This is a genomic window from Bdellovibrio bacteriovorus (genome assembly GCF_001592735.1).
Classification (GTDB): Bacteria; Bdellovibrionota; Bdellovibrionia; order Bdellovibrionales; family Bdellovibrionaceae; genus Bdellovibrio; species Bdellovibrio bacteriovorus_D.
Window position 1 is genome coordinate 137451 of sequence record NZ_LUKE01000006.1, and the last position, 25027, is coordinate 162477.

Annotated in this window: 27 protein-coding genes; 16 read left to right on the plus strand and 11 right to left on the minus strand. The window is 46.1% G+C overall.

What is annotated here, in order from left to right:
• The first annotated feature begins 19 nt into the window (after window positions 1-19).
• Entirely contained in the window at window positions 20-1096 is a 1077-nt protein-coding gene (locus tag AZI86_RS17520) for a phosphatase domain-containing protein (protein WP_061836590.1), read from the plus strand.
• A 7-nt stretch (window positions 1097-1103) separates the two neighbouring features.
• Here the strand turns inward: AZI86_RS17520 and AZI86_RS17525 are convergent, their stop codons facing one another.
• On the minus strand, window positions 1104-1928 hold the full coding sequence (locus AZI86_RS17525) for a TonB family protein (RefSeq protein ID WP_061836591.1): 825 nt from the start codon (window positions 1926-1928) through the stop codon (window positions 1104-1106).
• 41 nt (window positions 1929-1969) lie between these two features.
• Complete coding sequence (gene secG / locus AZI86_RS17530) at window positions 1970-2359, minus strand: preprotein translocase subunit SecG (protein WP_061836592.1); 390 nt, start codon at window positions 2357-2359, stop codon at window positions 1970-1972.
• 115 nt (window positions 2360-2474) lie between these two features.
• Between secG and AZI86_RS17535 the strand changes: the two genes are divergently transcribed.
• Window positions 2475-2933: a hypothetical protein gene (locus AZI86_RS17535; protein ID WP_061836593.1), complete on the plus strand. Its 459-nt coding sequence runs from the start codon at window positions 2475-2477 to the stop codon at window positions 2931-2933.
• Window positions 2934-2936: 3 nt separating this feature from the next.
• Here AZI86_RS17535 and AZI86_RS17540 read toward each other — a convergent pair whose 3' ends face one another.
• Window positions 2937-3758 carry a sialate O-acetylesterase gene (locus tag AZI86_RS17540; RefSeq protein ID WP_157684759.1) on the minus strand — a complete coding sequence of 274 codons (822 nt, stop codon included), beginning with the start codon at window positions 3756-3758 and terminating at the stop codon, window positions 2937-2939.
• Window positions 3759-3988: 230 nt separating this feature from the next.
• Here AZI86_RS17540 and AZI86_RS17545 point away from each other — a divergent pair, with 230 nt between their 5' ends.
• From AZI86_RS17545 to AZI86_RS17605, 13 genes are all read left to right on the plus strand, one after another.
• A complete protein-coding gene (locus AZI86_RS17545; protein WP_061836595.1) occupies window positions 3989-5170 on the plus strand; it encodes a hypothetical protein in 1182 nt (393 codons plus the stop codon).
• Window positions 5171-5220: 50 nt separating this feature from the next.
• Complete coding sequence (gene tmk / locus AZI86_RS17550) at window positions 5221-5853, plus strand: dTMP kinase (RefSeq protein ID WP_061836596.1); 633 nt, start codon at window positions 5221-5223, stop codon at window positions 5851-5853.
• A complete protein-coding gene (holB, locus tag AZI86_RS17555; RefSeq protein ID WP_061836597.1) occupies window positions 5854-6801 on the plus strand; it encodes a DNA polymerase III subunit delta' in 948 nt (315 codons plus the stop codon). It abuts the gene before it with no gap.
• Window positions 6802-6824: 23 nt separating this feature from the next.
• Window positions 6825-7598 carry a TatD family hydrolase gene (locus AZI86_RS17560; protein ID WP_061836598.1) on the plus strand — a complete coding sequence of 258 codons (774 nt, stop codon included), beginning with the start codon at window positions 6825-6827 and terminating at the stop codon, window positions 7596-7598.
• Between the two features lie 83 nt (window positions 7599-7681).
• Complete coding sequence (locus AZI86_RS17565; RefSeq protein ID WP_061836599.1) at window positions 7682-10303, plus strand: ATP-binding protein; 2622 nt, start codon at window positions 7682-7684, stop codon at window positions 10301-10303.
• 133 nt (window positions 10304-10436) lie between these two features.
• A complete protein-coding gene (locus AZI86_RS17570; RefSeq protein ID WP_061836600.1) occupies window positions 10437-11603 on the plus strand; it encodes a beta-sandwich domain-containing protein in 1167 nt (388 codons plus the stop codon).
• A 17-nt stretch (window positions 11604-11620) separates the two neighbouring features.
• A complete protein-coding gene (locus AZI86_RS19470) occupies window positions 11621-13054 on the plus strand; it encodes a beta-sandwich domain-containing protein (RefSeq protein WP_061836601.1) in 1434 nt (477 codons plus the stop codon).
• Between the two features lie 175 nt (window positions 13055-13229).
• Window positions 13230-13910, plus strand: coding sequence for a beta-sandwich domain-containing protein (locus AZI86_RS19350; RefSeq protein WP_061836602.1), 681 nt, complete (start codon window positions 13230-13232; stop codon window positions 13908-13910).
• A 130-nt stretch (window positions 13911-14040) separates the two neighbouring features.
• Window positions 14041-15048 carry a type I glyceraldehyde-3-phosphate dehydrogenase gene (gap, locus tag AZI86_RS17585; RefSeq protein ID WP_061836603.1) on the plus strand — a complete coding sequence of 336 codons (1008 nt, stop codon included), beginning with the start codon at window positions 14041-14043 and terminating at the stop codon, window positions 15046-15048.
• Entirely contained in the window at window positions 15048-16253 is a 1206-nt protein-coding gene (locus tag AZI86_RS17590; RefSeq protein WP_061836604.1) for a phosphoglycerate kinase, read from the plus strand. The genes gap and AZI86_RS17590 overlap by 1 nt, the downstream gene beginning before the upstream one ends.
• Window positions 16253-16660 (plus strand): MAPEG family protein, encoded by a 408-nt coding sequence (locus AZI86_RS17595; protein WP_061836605.1) that lies wholly within the window; start codon window positions 16253-16255, stop codon window positions 16658-16660. Before AZI86_RS17590 ends, AZI86_RS17595 begins: the two co-directional genes overlap by 1 nt.
• Before the next feature lie 20 nt (window positions 16661-16680).
• Window positions 16681-17406 carry a triose-phosphate isomerase gene (tpiA, locus tag AZI86_RS17600; RefSeq protein WP_061836606.1) on the plus strand — a complete coding sequence of 242 codons (726 nt, stop codon included), beginning with the start codon at window positions 16681-16683 and terminating at the stop codon, window positions 17404-17406.
• Window positions 17407-17493: 87 nt separating this feature from the next.
• Window positions 17494-17856, plus strand: coding sequence for a hypothetical protein (locus tag AZI86_RS17605; protein ID WP_061836607.1), 363 nt, complete (start codon window positions 17494-17496; stop codon window positions 17854-17856).
• Window positions 17857-17873: 17 nt separating this feature from the next.
• Here AZI86_RS17605 and AZI86_RS17610 read toward each other — a convergent pair whose 3' ends face one another.
• Window positions 17874-18569 carry a murein L,D-transpeptidase catalytic domain-containing protein gene (locus tag AZI86_RS17610; protein WP_061836608.1) on the minus strand — a complete coding sequence of 232 codons (696 nt, stop codon included), beginning with the start codon at window positions 18567-18569 and terminating at the stop codon, window positions 17874-17876.
• A 194-nt stretch (window positions 18570-18763) separates the two neighbouring features.
• Window positions 18764-20155: an asparagine--tRNA ligase gene (gene asnS, locus AZI86_RS17615; RefSeq protein ID WP_061836802.1), complete on the minus strand. Its 1392-nt coding sequence runs from the start codon at window positions 20153-20155 to the stop codon at window positions 18764-18766.
• 148 nt (window positions 20156-20303) lie between these two features.
• On the opposite strand from asnS, the gene ilvA reads away from it, so the two are divergent.
• A complete protein-coding gene (ilvA, locus tag AZI86_RS17620) occupies window positions 20304-21539 on the plus strand; it encodes a threonine ammonia-lyase (RefSeq protein ID WP_061836609.1) in 1236 nt (411 codons plus the stop codon).
• 17 nt (window positions 21540-21556) lie between these two features.
• Here the strand turns inward: ilvA and AZI86_RS17625 are convergent, their stop codons facing one another.
• From AZI86_RS17625 to msrA, 6 genes are all read right to left on the minus strand, one after another.
• Complete coding sequence (locus AZI86_RS17625) at window positions 21557-21928, minus strand: hypothetical protein (protein ID WP_061836610.1); 372 nt, start codon at window positions 21926-21928, stop codon at window positions 21557-21559.
• Window positions 21925-22551, minus strand: coding sequence for a hypothetical protein (locus tag AZI86_RS17630; protein WP_061836611.1), 627 nt, complete (start codon window positions 22549-22551; stop codon window positions 21925-21927). Before AZI86_RS17630 ends, AZI86_RS17625 begins: the two co-directional genes overlap by 4 nt.
• Window positions 22496-22861, minus strand: a complete 366-nt coding sequence (locus AZI86_RS17635) for a helix-turn-helix domain-containing protein (protein ID WP_172798023.1) — start codon at window positions 22859-22861, stop codon at window positions 22496-22498. Before AZI86_RS17635 ends, AZI86_RS17630 begins: the two co-directional genes overlap by 56 nt.
• A 110-nt stretch (window positions 22862-22971) precedes the next feature.
• Window positions 22972-23439, minus strand: coding sequence for a hypothetical protein (locus AZI86_RS17640; protein ID WP_061836613.1), 468 nt, complete (start codon window positions 23437-23439; stop codon window positions 22972-22974).
• 187 nt (window positions 23440-23626) lie between these two features.
• A complete protein-coding gene (locus AZI86_RS17645; protein WP_061836614.1) occupies window positions 23627-24418 on the minus strand; it encodes a TIGR02147 family protein in 792 nt (263 codons plus the stop codon).
• An 89-nt stretch (window positions 24419-24507) separates the two neighbouring features.
• Window positions 24508-25008, minus strand: a complete 501-nt coding sequence (msrA, locus tag AZI86_RS17650) for a peptide-methionine (S)-S-oxide reductase MsrA (RefSeq protein WP_061836615.1) — start codon at window positions 25006-25008, stop codon at window positions 24508-24510.
• Window positions 25009-25027: the final 19 nt, after the last annotated feature.

Consider the following 25027-nt stretch of genomic DNA (forward strand, 5'->3'; position numbering starts at 1 on the left):
GCTTTGCCACACTCATCTTATGGCAGATTGGCGTGATCGCAGTGAAATGAATGGGGATGTGGTTTTCTTTCGTTACGTGTCCGAAGGCATGGAGCGAAGCCACGACGAGGTCTTTGTTTGGGACCTCGACAAAACTTATCTTGATACCACCATCGATTCTTTATCTGGTCTTTTAACCACCGTCTTAGAACGTGCTTTGAACAAAAAAAATGTTCCGGGCACGAACGTTCTTTTGCAGTCGTTGTCTAGTTATCGAAAAAGTCAAAAAGGTTATATGTATTTTCCGATTTATTTTATCACGGCCTCACCGCCGCAGATGGAAGAACGGATCTCAGAAAAGTTTTCTTTAGATAACATCCGTCCCTTTGGCTGTTTTTATAAAGACAATTTAGCCAATCTTCGCCCGGGTCGCTTTTGGCGTTTGACCAAACAAGTCGGGTACAAGCTGCAAGCCTTAATGCAATTACGCACGCGGTTGGGTGATAATGTGCGCCAGATTTTCTGGGGCGATGACAGTGAAACAGATGCCATCATCTATAATCTGTATTCAGATATTTGTTCGCGTCGCTTGGGGCCTCACGAAATTCGCAACACCTTAGAACGCTTAAACGTCACGGGCGAACAAGTGGGAACGATTTTAGATCTGCAAGCGCAAATCCCCGAAAATGATCCCGTGGAAAAGATCTATATCAACTTAGCGACCGACACCGATCCCGACTATTATTTGAAATTTGGCCGTCGCACGCTAGCGACCTATAACACCTTTCAAGTCGCCTTAGATCTGTTTCAAGATCATCGCTTGGACCTTGAAGGCATTTACGGCGTCATTCAAGACATGGTGTATAACTATGGGTATACTCCAGAAGAGTTGATGAAAAGCCTGGATGAATTCATCCGTCGCGGCGTGATCGGGGAAAGAGCTTTCCAAGAAGTGCGCCCTTTCTTTATCGAAAAAGGATTGATGCATCACTCGTATGAGCCGTCCGTGGCCCCATTAAAAGAAAAGACCGTTCAAGAAGGACGTGTTTTTGAAATGGAAGGCGTCCACGAGCCCTGGATTCCTGATCGCATCGATTACTTGCATGACTATAGATAGTTTCTAATTATTCAAAACGCAGTGGGAAAACTGTTGAGATCGGATCGCCCGAGAAGGACTTAAATTCCACGCGGCGTATGGCCTCAAGCAAGCATTTTTTGAAGTCGGGATCATTGATGCTTGAGGAAGCAACCTCGGCTTGATTTACGCGACCCGTTCTTTCAATCGTAAAGCTTAATGAGGCTTGGCCCACAACACCGGGGGTTTTTTGTAAAAGCTGGGTGTAGCATTTAAAAAATGAAGGACGATACGTTTTTAAAGTATCTTGAATATGTTCTGCGGTGAGCCCTTCCACTTTGGGGGCTTCGGTCGTTGCGGTGTCTTGGGGAGCCAGCTCCGGCAGAGACGTCGGAGGCGCCTGTTTTTTATAATTCATTTCGTAATCCGTCGCGTTCCAACGAACACCCTCGCGCGAAACAAAAACACTGCCTTCGCGGCCATAGTTTTCAACCTGCACATCACCTCGTTTGATAATCAAAACAATCCGATCGCTCTCGGCGTCCAGGGTGATCATCGAATTTTCTTGGATACGGATCCGATAGGCCGAATCAAACTCCATGGTGGCATCTCCGTCGGGACCGGTTTCGACAGAGTCTAAGGCAAATAACGTCGATCTTCGGGTCAGGATTTCTTTTTGGGTGAGGTTTTTACGTAAAACAAAAACTTTTCCTAAATTCAATTCAAGACGCGCCAAAGGACGATCGCCCGGTTTTTGTTTTTCTGTTTGGGAGGCGATAAAGAGAGAAAGCAGCAGACTTAGAACACCCGCTGCGATGAGTGCGGGAATAAGCCAATTGGTTTTTTTGGGTGGGGTGTCGTTCGTCTTCGCCATAGAAAAACTATAGCGAAGAACTTAATGAAGATGTACTAAAATTACTTAGTTGCAGGAGCGGCTGTTGCTGCCGGAGTTGTTTCGGTAGCAGCGGGTGCCGTTGCTGATTGACCTTGAGTCACACCGCTTGCTTCCGCTGCAGGATTTTCCTGAGTTACTGGAGCTGCTGGAAGCGGAAGTCCGTCGACGACTGATTTAGTATGAGATGAAGTCAATACCGCCAAAGTTAAGCATGTGCAGGCAAAAATGATTGCTGCCCATACTGTCATTTTACCGGCCAAAGTCTGCGCACCTGTAGCACCTAAAAGAGAATTTGAGCCGCTGGCACCGCCAATACCCAAAGCGCCATCGCTTTTAGAGTCTTGGATCAAGACCAAAACGATCAAAATAAGGGCCGCCAAGATATGCAGAATTCCGATGAAATTTGTCATTTTCTAATTACTCCCGAAGACCCCTGACTATAGGGATAAACCCCGCATTTCGTCCACCCCAAAGTGACTTACCTGGCTCTTGACGCAATAAGTTATTGCGCCTTAAAGTAGAAGAATGAAAAAAATCAGTCTTCTTATCGTATTTTGCTTAAGTATTGTGGCCTGCTCTGAAGAAAGCACGCTGAAGAAAAAAGGTCTTGAGATGGCCGAGAGCAAGTTCACCGAAAACACAAAAGCCGAGGCTCAAGAGGCTCTTTCTAACTCGGAGGTCTTGCAACAAGCTTATTTAGATTTCATGCGTGGTAAATCAGAAATTGAAGTGAGTGACGTCAAAATTCAATCCCCGACATCGGCCGTGGTCTCAACATCCGTAACGACTTATCCGGCAAAATTGCGCAAAACTTTGCTGACCGTAGCCGCAACGGTGGGACGAGATAAAACGCGTCGTTTTAATTTCGGGGATGCCGTGCCTATGGTGGCGGCCCAAATTGGCGTGAAAGCAGAAACAGAAAAACAGCCGTTTGAAGTTTACAAGTTTCAAAAGCAATCCGATAAGTGGATTCCACAAGACTAAGTTTTAAAAAACATTTTTGCAGGATGGAACGATTTGGGTGAGGTCGTTAAATTTTTTAAAGTACCTTAGCCCCAGCAAAGCTTGCGAAGGCCCATCAAAGTGAATTTTGTCTTTAGGATTTCCGGCAAGTCCTGCAGAATCGACAAACCCGGTTTTTTCAAGATTTTTTAAAGACCGATGCATCCCATTTACATAATGGTCTTTGATCAGGGAGTGATCCATCCATTCACGGGACATTTCCCCGGCGATAAACACCGGTGTTTCGGCGTTGCGGTTGGTTAAATCTTTTTGAAAAGCGTGAACAACTTCTTGTAATTGACTTTGGTAAAGGACGCTGCGCGCTTTCCACTGAGGATCTGTGGCGGCAAGTTTAATGTCGGCCTCGCCCTGATGCCAAAGGATGCCAACGACTTTGTTTTCTAAACCAGGTTGCTGCAAAACTTTTTGCGCGGCTGAAATTAGCTGCTGGTAATAAGCTTTTTCTGAGTGCCATTCGGTGATGTTACTGCCACCCACCGCGCCGTTAATAATTAACAAGGCCCGACCTGGAGCCAGTGCTTTTTCAGAATAAATTTTTGCAAAAGGGAGAACGAATCCGCGAATTTTTCGAGGGTTGGTTTGCGCCGGGCTCTTAATGGGTTCTTGGGCGGGTTGATCAGCGATTTTTGAATTTTGCCAGTCCCATTGAAAAATCTTGTGATCTAAAGAGGGGGAGTCTGCGGCTTGTTCGCCAATGCCCCAGCCCGCCGCATTGGATTGGCCGCCAAGAACGAGGATATCATAGCCTTTAAATCCTTCTTCTGCCGACAGGGCAGGAAGGGTCAAGCAAAAATGAATGAGGATAACCAAGAGCCATCGCATTCGGAATTACCAAGCAGTTTTCGTGCTAGCGTGAGCCTAAAACAGGTTGCAGTAAGGGGTTTTTAGGGTGCACCAAAACTGACCAGAGTGCCTTTTTTTGGAGCGATGAGTAGGGCGTAGACAGATCTTCCTCGTGATTTCCAGCACTTAGGGCTGTTAAGTAGGGGCCTTTTCTTTGCAGACTTAGGTGGCATATGAAAAGCACGTTACGCAATACTATTTTATCCCTTATGTTTGTCTTGGCTTGGGTTCCGGCATGGGCTCAGACCCTTGATGAATCTCTCACGGTCACGGAGGTTGAAGAAAAAGTCTTGGAGGTCCCGAAGCTTTCCGAGGAAGCAAAGGCCGATAAGATTTTGATTCGCGTTTCAGACGATCGCGTGTTTGAAGTCGACACTGTTCCCAATGTCGAAGAGATGAAAGCCGCTTTAGGTTTAATTCTTCCCGATAAAGTAAAAGCTGAAATCCTGGCTCGCGGGGGCGTGATTGAAGACGTCAACCCGATGGAAGCCTACGATCAAATGTCTGCTGAAGATAAAGCAAAATTCAAAGAAGCGCGTATGCATTTCTTAAGCAATGCCGCTCGGATTTTAACAAGTTCTCGCATGGTTTTAGGTGCGGGAAGCTTGGTGGGCGATGCGTTTAGTTTTGTAACCGTAAAAGTAAAAAAAGCTTTCGGTAAAGAAGTCGATCAAGGCGAAAAAGTACGTCGCACATTTTCGGAGCGCAGCTATCAGGCGGTTCAATCCGCTCTTAAGGGTATTGACTATAAATTATGGAATCAAGCGCCGATGGTTATTGATTCTAACGAATTCGGATTAAGCCTTTCATTGGGAATCGTTGCGGAAACCGGCGTGCTCAAAAAAGGTGGCGGCGGTGCTGAAGAAATTGGTATCAGCTTAGCCGTGAATAAGTCTAAGCGTGCTTTTGTATTTGAAATTTTCCATAACTCAGAGAGTTTTGATAACACTAAAGCCGCCATTTCTGTTTTGGGAGTGGTTGGTAAAGCGGGCATGACGATGGGTCACCGTGAGGACGCCAGAACTTTAAAGGGCAGCTCTTTTTATCCGCCAGCGGTCCCTGGATTTAGCACCACCTCGTCAGAGTTTTTCGCCGCCGGATTTAGCTCAAGCTTAGGTCTGCCGCCCCCTCCATTAGCGGATCTTATGACGTTTACGAACAAATTTGAGCGTCATGTCTGGATCCGCGTCACCGTGTCACCAATGGTCAAAGGCTTTGTCCGAGTCCAATTTGGTGATGTTCGCGGTTCAATGAAGCTTGTTGCAATGCGATTTGTTGACGTCTTCCACGCAATATCTGACAAAGTCGTTAAGTTGGCGGGAAAGAATCGTCGCTGCTCTGCAGTGTTCCAATAATCCGCTGACCTTCAGTCAGGTCCTAAACAGGGCCTAAATAAGGTGGCGGAATGCGATTTATTGTATTTGAGGGCTTAGACGGCTCTGGCAAAAGTTCACTGATGAAAGCTTTAGAGCAAGAGCTTGAAAAGCGTTCGGTGAAATTTATCCGCACTCGCGAGCCTGGTGGAACCCCGCTGGGTGATGAAATCAGAAATATGATCCTAAGAAAAGAAGGTCCGGCTCCGGTGTCTCGTGCGGAATTGCTTTTGTACGAAGCCAGTCGCGCCCAACTTGTAGAACAAGTGATTCGTCCGGCATTGCAAAACAAAACCTGGGTTCTTTGTGATCGTTTTGCTGCCAGCTCTGTCGCCTTTCAAGGGGGCGGTCGCGGTATTTCTGAAAATGATGTTCATACTTTAAATAGTTTTGCGACCGGCGATTTGAAAGCAGATCTGACGGTTCTTTTAGATCTTTCCGTGGAAGAATCACGCCGTCGTCGTCAAGGGCGAGGTGAGGCTAACGGCGAATCTGAAGATCGCATTGAATCGGAAGCCGATAGCTTTCATGAAAAAGTTCGACAGAGCTTTTTAAAACAAGCGGCGGCCGAACCGAAAACCTGGTTGGTGCTGAATGCGCAGGAAACTCCAGCGCAGCTTTTTGAAAAGTTATTAGCCGCTGTTCAGCAAAGAGGACTTCTGTAAGTGGCACGGCTGCTAGATTTTATTTTAGGTCATCAAGAGATCATCACGAAGCTTGTCAGTTCGTTTGAACAAGGCAAGCCCGGGCAGACCTATTTATTCGTCGGTCCTTCAGGGATCGGTAAAAAGATGACCGCGATGGGTTTAGCGCAAGCTTTGATGTGTCCGCAAAGTCGTCGCGGCTGTGGCAAGTGTCCATCGTGTTTTCGCGTGGCTCAAGGCACTCATGAAGGCTTAAAAATAGTTTCGCCTAGTGGGACGAACATCAAAATGGAGCAAGCTAAAGAAGTTTTAGACTTCTTAAGTTTGCGAAGTCTGAGTGGCAACCGTGTGATCATCATTGATCAAGCTCAATCTTTAAATCCCCAGGCGGCCAATGCCCTTTTAAAAACTTTGGAAGAACCACCGGAAGGTACTTTCTTCTTTTTGATTTCCCCGAGTGTGGCGGGGTTGTTACCGACCATCCGGTCGCGCTCTCGCGTCGTGCAGTTTAAGCCTTTAAAGGCCGAGGATCTTTCTAAAAAGTCCAAAGCTCCGGCGTGGGCCCTGAATGCGGCGGGAGGCAGTTTTGAAAAACTAGCGCAATTGCAAGAGGGTCCGGAGCAAGAGGTGCGTCAAAAAGCGATTGAGCTTTTGACGGTGTTTTTAAATGACCAAGATTTCTTGTTAAGTGAACTGTGGCGTTCCGAATTCAAAGACCGTGCACAAGGAGCTCGCATTGTTAGTTATTGGGCAGGATTCATGAAAGATGCCGTTTATCTGCAAGAAGGTCAAAAGACACAAATCGTGAACTTGGATCAGCCCAGCCTTATTAAGACTTTGGCCGAAAACAGTCGTGAGTTTTTATTAAATCTGATTCAAAAGACCCTGCAAGTCGAGCAATCCTTGTTAGCCCATCGTGATGCCCAGCTGGTGATGGAGGAATTTTACATCACCTCTCGACCTCAATAAAAGTTCCGTGTAAGCTGTCTTACATGGAATGGATCGATATACACGCACATTTAAATATGCTCGAAGAGGGCGTTGAAGCCGCAATTCATAACGCTCAATCGGTGGGGGTTAAAAAAATCATCACCATTGGGACGGATCCTGGCGATCATCCTTTGGTTTTAGATATTGCCCGCAAATATTATCCCGACGTGTATTGCACGTTGGGTGTCCATCCCCATGACGGAAAAGTTTATACCGAAGACGTCGGAAAATTTATCGAGATGCACGCCACAGATCGCGAGGTCGTCGCCGTCGGTGAAATCGGTTTAGATTATTACTACAATCAGTCTCCGGTCGAGGATCAAAAACATGCCTTCCGTGCCCAGCTCGAAATTGCCAAGCTCACCGGTTTGCCAGTCGAAATTCACACTCGTGATGCCGAAGCGGATACGATTGAAATTCTTAAGGAATTCAAAGGCGATGTGCGCGGGGTGATTCACTGTTTCACCGGTACGGAATGGTTAGCCAAAGAAGCTTTAGACGTTGGGTTTAATATTTCCATCAGCGGTGTTGTGACCTTTAAGAATGCCGACAGTCTGCGAGATACAGTGAAAATGTTGCCGGTGGATCGCATTCATGTCGAAACGGACGCGCCATTCTTAGCCCCCATACCCATGCGCGGTAAAAAAAATACGCCCGCTTATGTGTTGCATACGGCAGAGTTTGTGGCGAATTTAAAAGGACTTTCCATTGAGACTCTGTGTGAGCAAACCAAGAAAAATGCTTTAGATATGTTTCCGAAAGTTCAGTGGAACTAAGCAAGTGATTAAACTTCTGTAATAGTGGTCAACTTTACTTACGGGTTGTGTACATGAGGCCCCTTAAGTAGTATCCCTGCGGCATGTCAGTTTTGAGTTTAGGGAAATCAGTTAAACATTATTTTAACTACCGGCGGCGCTTTGAGAGCATCCCGGGATTTACCGAGTTTTACAATACGGAAAATCAAAAATTTTCGATCAATGCTGTCCGCACCCTTTGCAGTTTAGGGGTGGTTCTTTACTCTGCGGTCGGTATCTTAGACTACACGGTCTTTACTGAACACTTCCCACTTTTTATATCCTTGCGAATCGTTTTTGCGCTGGTGACCGGAACCTCACTTCTTTTGACTTTTACAAAATGGGGGAAAGCTCACGCCCTGCATTTGGTTTTCGTTAGCGCGTTGTTTGGCGAACTGTTAATTTCTTTTATGATATCGCAGTTAAGTGGTTGGAGCAGTTTGTATTTCGTGGGGAATATTTTAATCACCAACGCCGTGACAATGTTTATTCCGTGGCGGCCCCGGGTCAACGCGCTTTACTGTGCACTTTCTTTATTGGGATACATTTGCATTGTAGGTTTTTATCATCCATTCGCCATCGAAATGGCGATCCCGGTGACTTTTATGTTCGCCAATAATATCAATTCTTTTTTTTCAAGTCTTGCCAGTGAAAGTGGCCGAATGTCGCAATGGGCTTCTGTTTTAAAAATTGAGCGCCAGCATGAAGAGCTCATCCGCCTTAATGAAACTAAAGAAAGATTTTTTGCTAATATCAGCCACGAACTGCGCACGCCGTTGACGTTAGTCATCAGCCCGCTGGGGGCTTTGGCAAAAAGGGGTGGGGGCTGGGTGTCCCAAGAACTAGTGGCTTCGATGGTGTCAAATGCGCAAAGACTTTTGCGTCAAGTGAACTCACTTTTAGATTTAGGTAAAATTGACTCTCAGGAAATGAAAATCCATCTTGAGGTGGGAAACCTTAAAGATCTTTTGGTGGATCTTCATCGCGCGAGCGTCCCCGGGGCGTATGAACGTGGGATTAATATTGAAATTCAAACGCCCCCAGCGATTGCGAACTCAAAATTCGATTTTGAAAAAGTTGAAACCATTTTGGCCAACTTGATTTCCAATGCGATTAAATTTACGCCCCCGCGAGGGCACATTGTTTTATCTTGTGAACTAAAAAACAATGGTTACGCCCGACTTTCGGTGCGCGACACTGGGCCAGGTATTCCGTTAGAAGAACAGGAAAAAGTGTTTGAGCGCTTCCACCAAGTGGAAGGCGCAAATAAAGAGGCTAGCAAGGGAACGGGGCTGGGTCTTTCTGTCGCGAAAGAACTTATCGAACTTCATAACGGGAAAATTTGGTTTGAAAGCGTGCCTAAGCAAGGAACGACATTTTTCGTGGAAATTCCTTTCTTAGAAACGAAAGAGCCGGTGGCTGATGCCTTTAGTCGCGAGGAATTGCGTGTCACCTTGTTAAGCGATATTGCCCGCGGTGAAGCCGCCTCTGAAATAATTCTGACAGAAGAAAACAAGCGTCGCATGCAACAACGTCGTAAAGATAAGCCGGTGGTTTTATATGTCGATGACAGTGGTGATTTACGTCGTTATGTCGATAGTATCTTAAGCGGATATTACACGGTCCTATTGGCCGAAGATGGAGAGCGTGGGCTGGCAGAGGCGGTGACTTATCATCCGGATCTAATTCTTTGTGATGTGATGATGCCGAAAATGGACGGCTTTGAAATGTGCAAAAGAGTTCGTGAAGACGCGACTCTGAAGTCGACACCGTTGGTGTTATTAACAGCGAACTCTTCACTGGATGCAAAAATCGAGGGCCTAGAAGGTGGCGCGGATGATTATTTAAACAAACCATTTTCTGAGCGAGAGCTTTTGGTGCGTCTTAAGAACTTGATTTCTTTACAAGAAAAAAGTCGCGAACTAAAACAGCAAATGGAAGCCGCAAAACGCTTGCAGATGATGCTCTTACCGCCGTTAACGCAAACTCTTCAGGGTGTTAAAATCGAAGCGATTTATCGGGCGAGCAATAACTTATCGGCCAACTTTTTTGATACCGTAGCGATAGGAAAGTGGATCTATGTTTACTTAGCGGAAGTCGCCGGACGCGGCCTGGCCGCCGCGCAAGTGACTTATTTGGTTCGCGAGATATTTAAAAATACTTTGATCGAAGAAATGGACCTCGATGTTTTGTTTGATCGTGTTCGCCGTGCCTATGTCGCTCGTTTCCCCGAGTTTGATTTGAATTTGCAGATGATGCGAATGAACTCTCTCAATGGCGAGGTAGAATATTTAAGAACAAATGCGGCGAAACCGGCATTATTAAATGAAAAATGTGAAATTCAAGAGGTCGAAGTGCCCCAGACGCCGGCGATTTCTCCGTTGTCCAGTCCAAGCAAATATAAGACCGGTGAGGTGATTCGCTTTAAACTGGCTCGCAACACGAAGCTTTATTCTTACTCAGAGGGGGCGTATCACTTTAAACTTTCGTCGCAACGGGAATTTGGCCATGGTCGGCTTTTAAGAACTTTTGCGGGCACGCATATTTTAGAATGGCCAGAAGGTCTGACCGAAACTTTGCAATCTGAAAATGATGGCCAAGACAGCTTCAGTGAGGACATCACGATCTTGCGTATTAGTTTTCAGGACAGCACCTGGAGTGCTGCCGCCAGCGTTCCCTTTCGTTAGGCTCAAAAATGGGGGACTGTCTAAGTTTGAGACAGCTCTGATGATCTGTAATCCCGTATAGACGTTATGGGCCTTTAGATTTCGGGCACGAAGTTTGGAAGTATTCTGGCGGATTAAAACCCCAGGAGATTTTATGAAGCGTTCCTTACTCGCGGGTAGTTTATTTGTCATCACTTTGGCGCAAAGCCTGGCACTCGCCCAATTGGTGGATCTTCCGGATCCAGGTGGCGATACCGGCGGTCAGACCCAAGTGACTCCTCACAATCAGGCAACACCGCAAACGCAAACTCAGTATGCGGGTATTTTGCGGGTGGGGTCGATTTCGCGTAAAACCGGCGGGACCTTATATAAGGTTGATTTTGCGACGGCCGTTCGCTTGCAGCGCTTGGATGTTCGCGTTTCTTCAAATCGGGTTAAGATTTACTCTGCAACCCTTGTGACCACTTCAGGTAATAAAATTTCTGTTCGTCAGTTAAGCACGTCGGCGGTGTTAGAAACCAATGCCGTGGTGAATTCAGAAAATATCACGCTGAATGAAAACGTGGCTTCGATTGAGATTCTGATGGAAGCCTATGGTGGCGAAGCTGACGTGATTTTGACGGCGCTGGCCTCTTCAGATGTGCCCAAGATGTCTTTGCGCCAGGAAGTGAAGCCCCAAACTCCCGTCGTGGTTACGCCGACGATGCCAGAAGATTCCTATAATCCCGACACCTATGAGCCTGAAGATCCGACCGTGAATGATTCCTACAGTCCTGGTAACGGCAGCGTTATCTATTACGGAAGTGCGAAATTCAGACCGGGCATGAGAGTTTTACTGGCTTGTGACCGCAAATGTTCTTACATCCAGTGGGTGACGACGGTGGTGCAAAATTTAGGGCGCGGTTATATTTTGATCGAGGGCGGACGTACCGTGTCTGCGAATGATTTGTCGGCCGCGACTCAATGTTACGGATCTTTCTGTGTGAATGATCGTGTTTCCTCTGACGGTTATGAGGGCGTGATCTCGATGATATTTGAAAATGGAACGGCGGCGGTTCGCCGAGTTGTGGACGGCTATGAGTTCTTGGAAGAGGTGGGATATTTAACAAAGCTTAGTAGATATGAGCCCGCGCCGATCCCACAAGTGCAATTTCAACAATGCACCAGCAATAATGAATTTTGTACTGGGGATACGGTCCGCTATCGTGGTATCACGGTGAAAATTACGGATATCTATCGCAATGGCCAAGCACGCGTGCGCAATCCGTTGAACGGGCAGACCGCACTTGTTTTCATCCGCGAACTTATTTTCGTAAGATAATTTGGAGATAGCGGTTCATGAAGCGCAGTTTGATTTTAATTTTAACGGTGTCATTGTTATTGCAGTCCACAGGCCATGCGGACTTTGCAGATCTTCCTGATCCAGGGGGCGACAGCTCATCGCAATCCGGATCCCCAGGCTCCGGTCAGCAGCCCGCCGCCGGAGAATATGCCGGATCGTTGACGATTGGCGGTCTTTCTCGCCGTACGGGTGGAACTGTTTATACAGCTCGTTTGCATAAACCACTGCCTTTGTCGCGCCTTGATGTGCGGGTCACCTTAAGCAAAGTGAAATTCTATTCGGTGACTTTGATCACGGAACAAGGCGAACGCTTTTTAGTTTCTGAGTTTAACAACACATCCGTTTTTGAGACAGGCACTTTGGTTTCTTCTAAAAATCTGGGAACTCAAAATGCCATTGCGTCTATTGAACTAGTGACCGAATCTTATTCTGGTGAAGCCGATATTATTTTGACCGCACTTTCTAAATCAGAAGTTCCAAAGCTTTTATTGAAGGTGGAGGCGCCTAAGCCGGCGCCATCACCGGTTCCGGCACCTACGGCCACACCAGAGCCATCGCCAAGTCCCACCGCAACGCCGGCTCCAAATCCGACGCCAGCGCCGACGGTAACGCCGTCGCCATCGCCGGCTCCGGAACCTGACGACTCTTATAACATCCGGGTGGGCGATACCGTCCTTTACAACAGCAACATCGTGGGCAAGGTGCTAAAAGTTTTAGCCGATGACTATGCGACCGTGGTTTTTGCCGATGGCAAACGCGAAGACGTGGATAGGGCCTTCTTAGAAAAATCCACGCGCTGTGTGGGAACTTTGTGTGAAGGTAAAAAAGTTTATTATAATGGCACTAAGGCACAGATTATTAATATTTTCTCTTCGGGCTGGGTGTACTTATCTTTGCGCAACGGGCAGAAGATTGTGGTGGATATGTACTTCGTTTCTGAGCAGAACCAGGGATGCAGCAAAGATGGCATCTGTGTTGGCGACGGTATTTTATATAAAAATCGTTATGACGGCACCGTGGTTGAGGTTTTATCTGAAGAACGAATTTTGATTCGCTTGGAAGGGTCAACGGCGACTCTCACTGTGGGTTCAAATCAATTAGCCAAGTCGCTGCAATGTACGGAAGGTTCCGCGCGCAGCTGTGTGGGTGAAAAAGTTTTGATCCAAGGAAATGGCGCGACCATTTTAGGTATTTATTCTAACGGCACGGCTAAGGTGCGTATGGATAATCAAAATCGCGTCTTGTGGGTGAATCATAACAGTCTGACCAAGAATATCCGCTGCATGAAAAACATCTGCGTCGGGCAACGTGTGAGGTACGGAGTGTCCTCGGCGTTGGTGTTAGAAATTTACTCTAACGGAACGGCTCGTGTTGAAATCGGAATTTTGGGTAAGCAATATCTAGTGCGAGTGGATTCACTTCGTCCCTAAAAAATTTCACGACTTTTCAATAAACGACAAAGCCGACGGATGATTCTGTCGGCTTTGCGCTTTTATAAAGCATTTTAATTCTCTTTGGACCCCTTTTGACACCAAAACGATGGCATAAGAATTGGAATAGGGATTTTTCGTCGTAAAAGATTGTTGAAGAACTAAGGAGTTTCCAATGAAAAAACAAATCGTCTTGTCGGTCCTTTTGATGGCCTCAGTAAGTTACTTAACGGCACCTGCATATGGTCAGCTTCGCCCGCGCCCTCCAGGAGAGGGACGTCCCGGAGATGGACGCCCAGGCGATGGCCGTCCTGGAGACGGTAGACCTGGCGACGGCAGACCTGGTGAAAGACCCGGTCGTCCCGGTGATGGCAGACCCGGTGGCCCTGGTCATGGTCGTCCCGGCGATGGTGGTCGCCCAGGACATGGTAGACCAAGTCCTGGGTACCCTTTCCCAGGCCGCCCAGGTGAAGGTCGTCCTTGGCCTGCGCCAGCTCCAGATTACAGAGACTCCGTTTTCGTTTCTTCTGTGACGCGTGCAACCGGTGGAGAGTGGTTCCGTGTATCTTTCAGAAACCCAGTTGTTCTTCGTTATTTCGATGTCACGGTGGTGGCTGCGGGTGTGCGTCTTCATGAAGTGAAAGTTCATACTTGGTCAGGTCGCACATTCTATGTGCCACAGATGAGCCCCTCTCCAGTATTTTACTCTCCAAGCTCGGTCGGAGCTTCGTACTTTAACGGTGAGGCGATTCGAGCGATCGACATCCGTGCTGAAGCCATGGGAGGCTATGCAGATCTAGTGATTCAAGCCACCGGAGATTACGACACTCCTCGAATGGATGTCAGCCGCTTCTAGACACGAAAAGCGTATCTTAAAAGCGACAGAATTTAGCCCTCTTAAAGCCAGTCTGACCACGAGCGTCTAGGCTGGCTTTTTTTTTCCCAAAGGCCGATAGTGAGGCGGTTTAAAACAGAGGAGCTAAGTCATGGCAAAATTGCGTGTTGGTATCAATGGTTTTGGTCGTATTGGTCGCGTTCTTTATCGCGCGGGTTTTGAAAATATGGAGATCGTGGCGATCAATTCTTTGGACAGTTTAGAGGGCAATGCCCACTTGTTGAAATATGACTCGGCTCACGGCGTTTTCAACGCCGATGTTTCAACTGAAGGCGAAGCGCTTGTTGTTAACGGAAAAAAAATTGCCGTAACTAAATACCGCAATCCCGCAGAAATCCCTTGGAAACAATGGGGCGTGGACATGGTCCTTGAATGTACGGGTGCATTTAAAGAGAAAAAAGATTTCATGACCCACATCGAAGCGGGCGCGAAGCGTGTTTTGGTTTCAGGTCCTGCTGAAAAAGGCGCGGATCTTACACTTGTGTATGGTATCAATCACGAGGCTTACAATCCTGCTCAGCATCATGTTGTTTCAAACGCCTCTTGCACTACGAACTGCTTAGCTCCTTTGGCAAAAGTATTGAACGATACTTTTGGTATCGAACACGGCACCATGATGACGATCCACTCTTACACGAATGATCAAAAAATCTTGGATGCTCCTCACAGCGACATGAGACGTGCGCGTGCTGCGGCGGTAAGTATGATCCCGACAACGACGGGGGCCGCAAAAAACGTGGGCTTGGTATTGCCAGAACTGAAAGGTCGTATCGACGGTATTTCGGTTCGTGTTCCAACGCCGAACGTATCTTTGGTGGATTTCACTTTTCAAGCTAAAAAAGATGTCACTGTTCAAGCGGTGAATGAAGCTTTGATTGCGGCTTCTCAAGGGGCATTGAAAGGCATCTTGGCGGTAGAGAAAAAGGAACTTGTCAGCGTTGATTACAACGGCAATAAGCACTCAAGCATCGTGGATCTGGCTTCAACGATGGTTGTGGGTCCGCGCATGGTGAAAGTTCTTTCTTGGTACGACAACGAAACAGGTTTTTCTAACCGCATGGTTGATGTTGCTAATTACATGGCAAGCAAAGGTCTCTAATGGCTAACGGTCTTAAAGGAATTAAAACGGTTCGTGATTTTGAACTCGAAGGCAAAGTGGTGTTCTTACGTTTGGACTTAAATGTGCCCATGGAAGACGGTAAGATCACCGATGAAAACCGTATCACGGCCTCTTTGCCGACGATCAAGTATTGCATGGAAAAAGGTGCGAAGATTGTCATGGCTTCGCACTTGGGGCGCCCAAAAAACAAAGACGATAAAGAGTTTTCTTTAGAACCTGTGGCGAAGCGTCTGCAAGAACACCTCAATGCCGAGGTGATTTTGGTGGAAGAACCAGATTCAGATGCGCCTAAAGCCTTGCTTCAGTCTTTGAAAAAAAATCAGCTGATTCTTTTAGAAAATGTGCGCTTTGAACCAGGTGAAACTAAAGACTCCGTCGAGTTTGCGCAAAAAATTGCGAACTATGCCGACATCTATATCAACGATGCTTTTGGGGCCTCACACCGTGCGCATGCGACCATTCATGCGTTGCCTTCGGTGATGACTCAAAAAGGTATTGGCTTCTTGATTGAAAAAGAAATCAATATGCTAGATTCACTTTTGCAAAATCCAAAACGTCCGTACATTGCGGTGATGGGTGGCGCGAAAGTGTCTGATAAGATTGCTGTCATTGAACGTTTGATGGATATCGTGGACGGTTTCATCATTGGTGGCGCGATGGCTTACACATTCTTAAAAGCTCAAGGTCTTCCGGTTGGAAAATCCTTAGTAGAGTCAGATAAATTAAAATATGCCAAAGAAATGATTGAGCGTATCGAAGCTCGTGACAAGACGATCTTGTTGCCGGTGGATCATGTGGTTTCTAAAGGCTTCAACGACACAAACACTCTGCGTACAACGAAAGACGTCGCTATTGGTGAAGATGAAATGGGTTTAGACATCGGACCTCAATCTTTAAAGAACTTCTCAAGTGCTTTACGTGAAGCAGGAACTATTTTCTGGAACGGGCCGATGGGTGTTTTTGAAACAGAAGCCTTTTCTAAAGGAACTTTTGGCGTAGCTAAAGCGATTGCTGAAAGTGATGCGACAAAAATCGTAGGTGGTGGTGACTCTGCGGCAGCGGCAGAAATGTCGGGCTTTGCGGATAAGATGACCCATATTTCTACGGGGGGTGGTGCTTCTTTGGAATATCTCCAAGGGGACAAACTGCCTGGATTAGAAATTCTTAGAAATAAGAGAGCCTAATGCCCGCATCCCAATTAACGATTTCAATTGCGCTTCCTTATTTATTTGTTTTGGGATTGATGTACGCGTTATTAACGGTCAACGTGATTTTGAAACGAAATAAACTGCGCATTGGAATCGGCAGTGGCAAAGACACCTCAATGGCACTGGCGGTGCGGGTGCACGGCAATTTTGCCGAGTATGTGCCGTTGATCGCCTTGATGTTGATCGTCTTAGAGTTGAACTTAACTCCGTGGTGGCTTCTGCACACTTTTTGGGGATGTTTAGTTTTAGGGCGAGCGATTCATGCCCAAGGACTTTCAAAAAGTGCGGGCAAAAGCAACGGACGGGTGCTCGGCACGACTTTGACCGGCCTTACCTTGTTAGGGGCCAGCTTTACATTGTTATTTAAATTCTTTGTTATTTAAAATCTTTTAGGAGACTTGGGATGAAAAAGATTTTCGCGGCGAATTGGAAGTTGTTTAAAACCCCTCAAGAAACGCGTCAGTTTTTTAAAGCGTTTAAAGAGGTGTCTTCTCAAAGCACGGGCGAACTGGTTTTCTTTCCTTCGGCGATTTCTTTAGAGGCTGCGAGCCAAGAACTTGTGGGTTCCAAAATCAAATGGGGCGCGCAAAACTGTTATCATCAAGCTTCTGGGGCTTTCACCGGAGAAAACTCAGCCCAAGTGGTGAAAGACCTAGGTGGCAGTTATATTTTAATCGGCCACAGTGAACGTCGCAGTATTTTTGGAGAAACCGACACGCAAGTCGCTGATAAGGTGGCTTTTGTGCAAGGCCTTGGGTTAACGCCGATGTTGTGCATTGGTGAAACTTTGCAAGAACGTGAAAGCAAAAAAACCTTCCGCGTTCTGGAAACTCAACTGCAATTGGGTTTGCAAAAAGCGGATAAATCAAAACCGCTTGTTATTGCTTATGAGCCGGTCTGGGCCATTGGCACGGGTAAAGTGGCAACGCCGGAACAAGTTGCTGAAACTCACACGGACGTCTTTAATATTCTTAAAACTTTGGGCTTTGAAACCACGCCGATTTTATATGGCGGCAGTGTGAAACCCGACAATGCGGGAGAGTTGATTAAACAACCTCACGTCAGTGGTTTTTTGGTGGGTGGGGCCTCCTTAGAACCCGCGTCTTTTGCTAAAATCGCATCGGTTTAGAAACTTTAAAAATTTATTAAGTCCAAAATTTGTCTAGCTCTCTAGCGCATTTCGATTTAAGTTCGGCGCACTTAAATCGAGGTGACCATGTTACGTGTTCTTTTATTTGCTGCTTCTTTAGTTCTTTCTTCTTATTCATTGGCGGCAACGGTTGTTTGCTCAAATCCGGATTTTGGAATTTTGGCTATCGAAGGAAGTCTGAATAAATGCCAAGTAACTTTGATGCCTAACGAAGGAACCCCTTGGATTTCGGCGACGAATTCTTGCGCTGAAATTTATGATGGTGCGACTTACAAACTGTCGGCAGAAATGTATGCGGGTGCTTCACTAGATACTGCCACCGTGGTTATCGTTCGTGGAACAACATCTGATATTCAAAGTGTTAAATGGATTCAAGGCGAGACGGTATTTCAAATGGGTCGTCACCAGCTTGAATGTAAATTACAATAAGATTTAAGAACTTGCCCTTAACATTGAGGCGCGTGCACGTACACCAGCGTTTGATTGTCTAAACCATAGCGCACAAGTTTTTTAAGGCGTCCGGTTGGAAATGCCGGGCAGCCTTGCCCCATCACCTTGATGGAATCATTTTGCTTCATTTCTTTGAGTTCATGCAAGACGACGCCGGCGTTAAAGGCATCGGCATTTGATTTTTCTAAGCCCCACAGTTTGATACCTTCACAGTCCCCATAAACCTTAGACCAATTTTTACCGCTTTGGTGGCAGCCGCGAGTCACATAAAGTCCGGGGCGGGTCATGTACTTACTTGATCCTTTGCGGTTTTTACAGCTATCAAGTTTGCCGTCGCCATTGCGATCCCCATCGATAAAGGTTTTGCCTTTAAGTATGTAAGCTCCGCCATGGGCGACATAGTCTTCACTTAAAACGTCGCACGCTTTAAAGTCGACGATGAAAGCACGCTTTTCTTTCGAGCTGCGGCTGTAATCCACCAGTAACGCCACCGGGTCTTCTTGCAAGGACATGTTTTTATCGGCAAAGGCTTTCGCCAATCTTTTTAAGGCCACGGCAGGTAATGAAACCTTCATACGATTTTCACCCTGAACCAATCTCTTAAGGCAGTCAGATGAAACGGTGAAGCCACCTGCAGATGCAGACACTGATAAGAAAATCCCAAAGATAAGGGGGACCAAAGCTTTAAGCATGAAATCTCCAAAAAATTGAATAACTTCAACAAAGCAAAGGCTGTGCCCTTAAAAGTGGGCTAGCAGGGGTTTATAATGCATTTAAAGGCGAAAAATAAGGACTCATTTTGCCGGTCCTTTTGACAGGGCTGAACTTTTTACGGGCACCTTCAGCTCTTAATAAAACGCCGGGTTTCACCGGCGTTTTAAATGAACTAAAACAAGGCATTTTTTGGAGTTCGTGGGAACGGAATCACGTCACGAATATTCGTCATACCGGTGATGTACATCAGCATACGTTCAAAGCCCAAGCCAAAGCCCGCGTGCGGAAAACTGCCGTAACGGCGAAGATCCGTATAGAAAGAATATTCTTCGGGATGAAGTCCGATTTCACGCATGCGTGATTCAAGGATTTCCAAATTATCTTCACGCTGAGATCCACCGATGATTTCCCCGATTCCTGGCGCGAGTAAATCCATCGCACGCACGGTTTTTCCGTCCTCATTCATTTTCATATAAAAGGCCTTAATGCCTTTTGGATAATCAGTAACAAAGACCGGCTTTTTGAAATGTTCTTCGGCCAAATATCTTTCGTGCTCGGATTGCAGGTCCATGCCCCATTCCACGGCGTATTCGAATTTTTTCGACGTCTTTTTCAAGATGTCGATGGCTTCGGTGTAAGTCACTCGGCCAAATTCGCTGTTTAAAACGTTGTTCAATTTATCAAACAAACCTTTTTCCACGAACTGATTAAAGAATTCCATTTCTTCGGGGCATTCAGCCATTACATATTTGATGATAGATTTAATCATGGCTTCACCCAATTCCATATCGGCTGAAAGATCGGCAAACGCGATCTCGGGCTCAATCATCCAGAATTCCGCCGCGTGACGAGAGGTGTTTGAGTTTTCTGCACGGAATGTGGGGCCGAAAGTATAGATGTTACGGAAAGCCGCACAGAAAGTTTCACCATTAAGCTGACCACTCACAGTGAGGTTTGTTTCCTTACCAAAGAAATCTTGAGAGTTGTCGATCTTGCCATCGGCACTGCGAGGCGGTTTATCTAATTTCAGAGTGGTTACACGGAACATTTCACCTGCGCCTTCGGCATCGGACCCCGTGATGATGGGCGTGGTGACGTAAACGAAGCCTTGATCTTGGAAGAACTTATGAATGGCATAAGCCAAAACCGAACGCACGCGGAAGACGGCTGAAAAGGTGTTCGTGCGGGGACGCAGATGGGCGATTTCACGCAAGAACTCAAAACTGTGACGTTTGTTTTGCAAAGGATATTCAAGGTCTGCTTTTTGTACGATGTCGACTTTAGAGGCCATCACTTCAAAACTTTGACCTGCACCTTGTGATTTCACGACTTTACCCACGACTTGGATAGAGCTTGAAATGGACAGGGCGGCAACGTCGGCAAAGTTCGGCAAATTCTGATCAAAAACAACCTGAACGCCTTTAAAGAAAGTACCGTCATTTAATTCGATGAAACCAAAATTCTTTTGATCGCGGATCTTGCGGACCCAGCCGTTTAAAACGACTTCTTTATCGATGAATTTATCAGTTTCGCGGAAGAGTGACTTTACCAGGGTTGTTTTCATGAACTTGCCTTTCCTGTGACCCCCTAAACTAGCGGATTTTGGCAGACTTGGCAAAGGAAGCATTGCATCAACTCTCTTGCTCCGGGTGCGTTTTTGGAAGAGAGTAGGGCCTTAGAAAAATAGAACTTTTACTTAAAAGGTTGTCCCTATGAAAGTGACTTTTGCCGATATTCAAAAAGCGCGCGAGCATCTGAAAGGCGTTATTTCGCCAACCGAGATGACCCATTCTATCAGCGCCAGCAAACTGATCAATCAGGACGCCGCCAACGCGGAAACGGAAATTTATTTTAAGTATGAAAACACCCAGCGCACGGGCAGTTTCAAGTTCCGCGGTGCTTATAATAAGATTTCAAATCTGACACCTGAAGAAAAAGCGCGCGGAGTGGTAGCAAGCTCGGCCGGAAACCATGCCCAAGGTGTAGCCTTGTCAGCGACAATTGCTGGGGTTCAAGCCACGATCGTCATGCCAGAAAATGCTTCGATCAATAAGGCGGCCGCAACCCGTTCCTACGGAGCAAATGTTGTTTTACATGGCGAAATCTATGACGAAGCTTTCGAGCACGCACAAAAATTAGAAAAAGAAAAAGGTTTTACGTTTGTTCATCCATACCAAGATCCTTACGTGATTGCGGGTCAGGGAACGATCGGTATTGAGATCTTAGAAAAGGTTCCGGATTTAGACACGGTGATTGTACCCATCGGTGGTGGGGGATTGATCAGTGGTATTGCCTTAGCAGTAAAAACCATTCGTCCTAACATTCGCGTGATTGGTGTACAAAGTGATCGTTCCCCCGGTATGGCTTATATGTTCCGCAAGGAAACTTTGGCGCATATTAAACGCACGCCGACGATTGCTGACGGTATTGCGATTAAAAATCCGTCACCAACGATGTATGAAAACTTTATTTCAAAATATGTCGATGAAGTCGTGACCGTCAGTGATGACGAAATTGCGGAAGCGATTGTGTTTTTGATGGAAAGAACCAAAGCTGTTTCTGAAGGTTCGGGGGCGGCGGCGATGGCGGCGATCATGAATCGTCCGTTAAAGCTGGGAAAAAAATGTTGTGTCATTATTAGTGGTGGCAATATTGATCTGAACATCGTTTCAAAGATCATTGATCGCGGTCAGATTTTGCGTGGACGCTTGTGTGAGTTGTCGGTGATCGTGGATGACTTGCCAGGGAATTTAAATCGTTTGACGGAAGCAATAGCGAGCCAAAAGGCAAACATATTGGAGGTCCGTCATGATCGTGTTTCCCAAGGTCTTTCCTTGCGGGAAACGCGGATTGATTTTGTCCTTGAAACCACAAGCATTGAGCATGTGGAAAGAATCAAGAAGGCCCTTGAATCCACCGGGGCAAAAATCTGCCTTAAGGAAACTTAAGGCAGACTGTAAATTTATTATTTAGCTTGAGAGCGAACAACAACCCATTTGTTATTTTGGCATTTGCGTACGACGCGAACCTCTTTGCCAATAGCATAATCGTATTCATCCGCCGTAAAGTAACTACCCTCGGTGCAAGAAGGCGTGGGGTTGTAGATATATGATTCACGTTCTTCCGGCGTCATGAAAGATCCGTCACGACAGATACGCGGAACGCTGCGAACTTCGCCACGGACATAAAGACTCATCCAGCCGGTGCTTCCTTCGATACAACCCATTTTGAAAGTGCGAATTTTTACGCCGCCTCCAGTATTGCCGCCACCCCCCACGCCCTGGGTCCAAGCAAGCATCGGAAAAAGCAAAGTCATAAGTGCTAAGCCGAGTTTCATATATAGTCTTCCTCTTTTTTTTCGTTTTTAACTTCAAGATTAATCACACCGGTATGGGTCCATGAGAATAAGACGTTTCTCGCGGCTTCTTTTTCAGATTTTTCCGTCAATTCCCGCAAGGCTTGATTCACCTTACCGATAAAGGTTCGAGCCAAAGGGCGGGTCGTCGCCAAGGACACAGTTTCATAAGTACCGGGTTTATCGTCGGACAACTGGGCGATAATACTGACAGTCATTGAAAGATATTCTTTTACGGAAATGTCACCTAAATCTAAAAATTGAAACTTTGTAACGACGCGACCATCTTCAACGGTCCACAGTCCGCTTCTTAAAAGGCGTGAAGAAAAATAACGGGCCAAGTCCTCGGATATGCCAAGTTTGGCTGACGTTCTTTTAAGCGCCATCAGTTCGGTGGTAATAAACGGGATGACGCAGAATAAGGTGAACTTGTGATTCTTGCGAATTTCAGACTTTACTAAGTCCAATAGATCTTCATCGCTCAGGTTTTCATCAGAAAACTGGGAGCTATCTTCTTTGGCATATTTCCAAAGTGATAAGAGCTTTAGCTCATTTTGATCCCAAGATCTTAACGATCTTGAAGATGGATTCCCGGTTATCTGCATCAAGTCTTCCGATTTTTGCTAGGACATTTTCTTTATTACTAGATTCAAAGGAAGCCTTAGAGGCTTCGATAATTTTTTGTTCTAAGAGTTTTTCAACATCAATGCCCATGAGTTCTAAAACACAAAGTAAGCGGTCGGTTTTCATTTCGACTTTTCCTTGCATGTAAACATTCATTTGACTGGGCTTAAGATTTAAAGAGGCCGCAAGATCTTTCTGTCGAACACCCAAGGTTTGGGAAAGGGTTCGAATCTGGGACATGACCTTATCTCGTTTAGATTCGGTAAGTTCTTGAGGTTCACCCATCATCATCGTCCTAGAGAATTAGTTTGCTGATCTGTGGTTTACTTGCTTTAACGGGGCTTTTCAATGGGTAAAGATTACAGAGGAAAGGCAGGGGCCTCTCCTCTGTAATAGGTCTATTATAGACCGCGTACTGGAACCCATTTATTGCTTTTGCAAACAACAGTGATGGATTTGTCAGCTTGCTCTTCAGACAGGTTACGGAAATAGCTGTCAGCGCGAGCCACCGAGTAAGCCCCTTCTACGCAAGTAGATTTAGGGTTACGAACGTAAGCTGCTTTTTCAGCGGCCGTCATGAAAGTACCATTTTTGCAAACGCGAACTTCAGAAGTTTCTCTGTCTTGACCTGGAAGCTGTTTTACGAAGATGGCTTTTGAGCCTTCAGTACAAGTAGTGCGTGGGTTGTAGATGTAGGCTGCTTTTTCAGCAGGAGTCATAAACGTACCGTTTTTGCAAACGCGCACTTCGGTGATGTCTTTGTCCGTAGTTACATTGTGCTTAACGATAAGGGCGATGTTCCCTTCAGTACAAGCAGCAGATGCAGAACCAGCGATCAATAAACCAGCGATAAATACAAGAGCTTTCATTTTTAATCCCTCCTAATGGGTTTGTTTGTCTCTTCTTGTGGGACAGGGTATATCCCCGCCCAATACTTTTCCTCAAAGCCAGACGCAGCGCTGTAAAGTAAAGAGTTCTGTTAACTGAATGGAATAATCCGTTATCGTTCCGTCGTCCTTAGAACTTTTCGGTTATCGCGAAAAAAAAAGGGATCTTTCAAGATCCCTTTTTTTTGGTCGAAACAGAGATGGGAGTAGAGTGAATCGAAACTTGGAGCAATTGGTCAGCGTCCGTGGTCGGACGGGCCGCTAGCTCATTTAAGCGCCGTTCAAAGAGTTCTATTTCTTGGCTTAAAGCGGTCCATTCCTCTTGGTTCACCGAAAGTAAAACCGTCAAATTTTTTCGTTGAGAAGAAGGGTGCGTATCAATCCCACGTTTTGCGATATCAAGCGCGCGCTGGTGAAAGCGCTCCACGATGAATGAAGAAGTTGCTTGATCATGAGATCGCAAAGAGGGGTCCAAGGTCACTTGACCATTCAAAGATTTTTTCCAAAACCCTTCCGTAAATAGAAAATCGATGGATTTTTCAATGCTGTTTTTATTTAAAAGTCCCCCCAACATGCGTTCGATCGTGGGGCTGTCGGCAGAAAAACCGCGCACTTCAGCTAAAGCCATGACGTAAGGATTGAACCAGTTTTTTAAAAGGTGAAGCGACTTACCCCCCCCCCTGGGGCGGGAGGAAATATGTTCGGCGATGCGCTCTTTTTCTTGAGGAGTAAGAAAAAATAATTCGGCAAAAAAGGGCAGGTTTTTTGGAGTGATGTTGCGCTGACGATTTAAAACTTGAGAAACAAAAGCTTGAGAAAAGGAATCGACTTCGCGACAACGCTTTCTTAGGCTGAAACCGCCATTTTTTTTCAGATGCATGTACATCTCGAATAAAAAATCACTGGCAGAATCAAAGTCTGCGATATCCGGTCGCCGCGTTTTTGTGTTGTTTGAGTCCATTTTGTCCCCTCGTCGGCAAACTAAGAGAAAAAATGGATTTCAAACAAGCCCTATTGCAGATTAGAAAAGTTAAGGCTTGTCGCAATTTTTTAAAAATTAATATTACGTTCGTAATGGCAAGTATAGCCGTTGGGATTTTTGACCAAATAATCCTGATGGTAGTCTTCAGCTTTCCAAAACTCAGTCGCCTTCACGACTTGAGTGACCACGGGTTTTTTCCAAGCTCCGGATTTATCCACTCGGACAATCATTCTTTCTGCGGCATCTTTTTGTTCGTTGGAGGTGTAAAAAATAGCGCTGCGATATTGGGTTCCAATATCATTGCCTTGGCGATTCGTGGTTGTCGGATCGTGAATCTTAAAAAAGTGAACAAGCAGCTCTTCAAATGGAAGCTTTGTCGGGTCAAAGGTGATCTTCACGGTTTCGGCATGACCTGTGGTCCCTGTCTTTACGATATTATAATTGGCATTTTTAGTTTCGCCCCCCATGTAACCGACTTCAACATCCGTGACACCAGGAATTTTGCGCAATAAATCTTCCATGCCCCAAAAGCATCCACCCGCGAGATAACTTACTTCCGTCTTAGTCATAGGGGTTCCTTTCTTCACA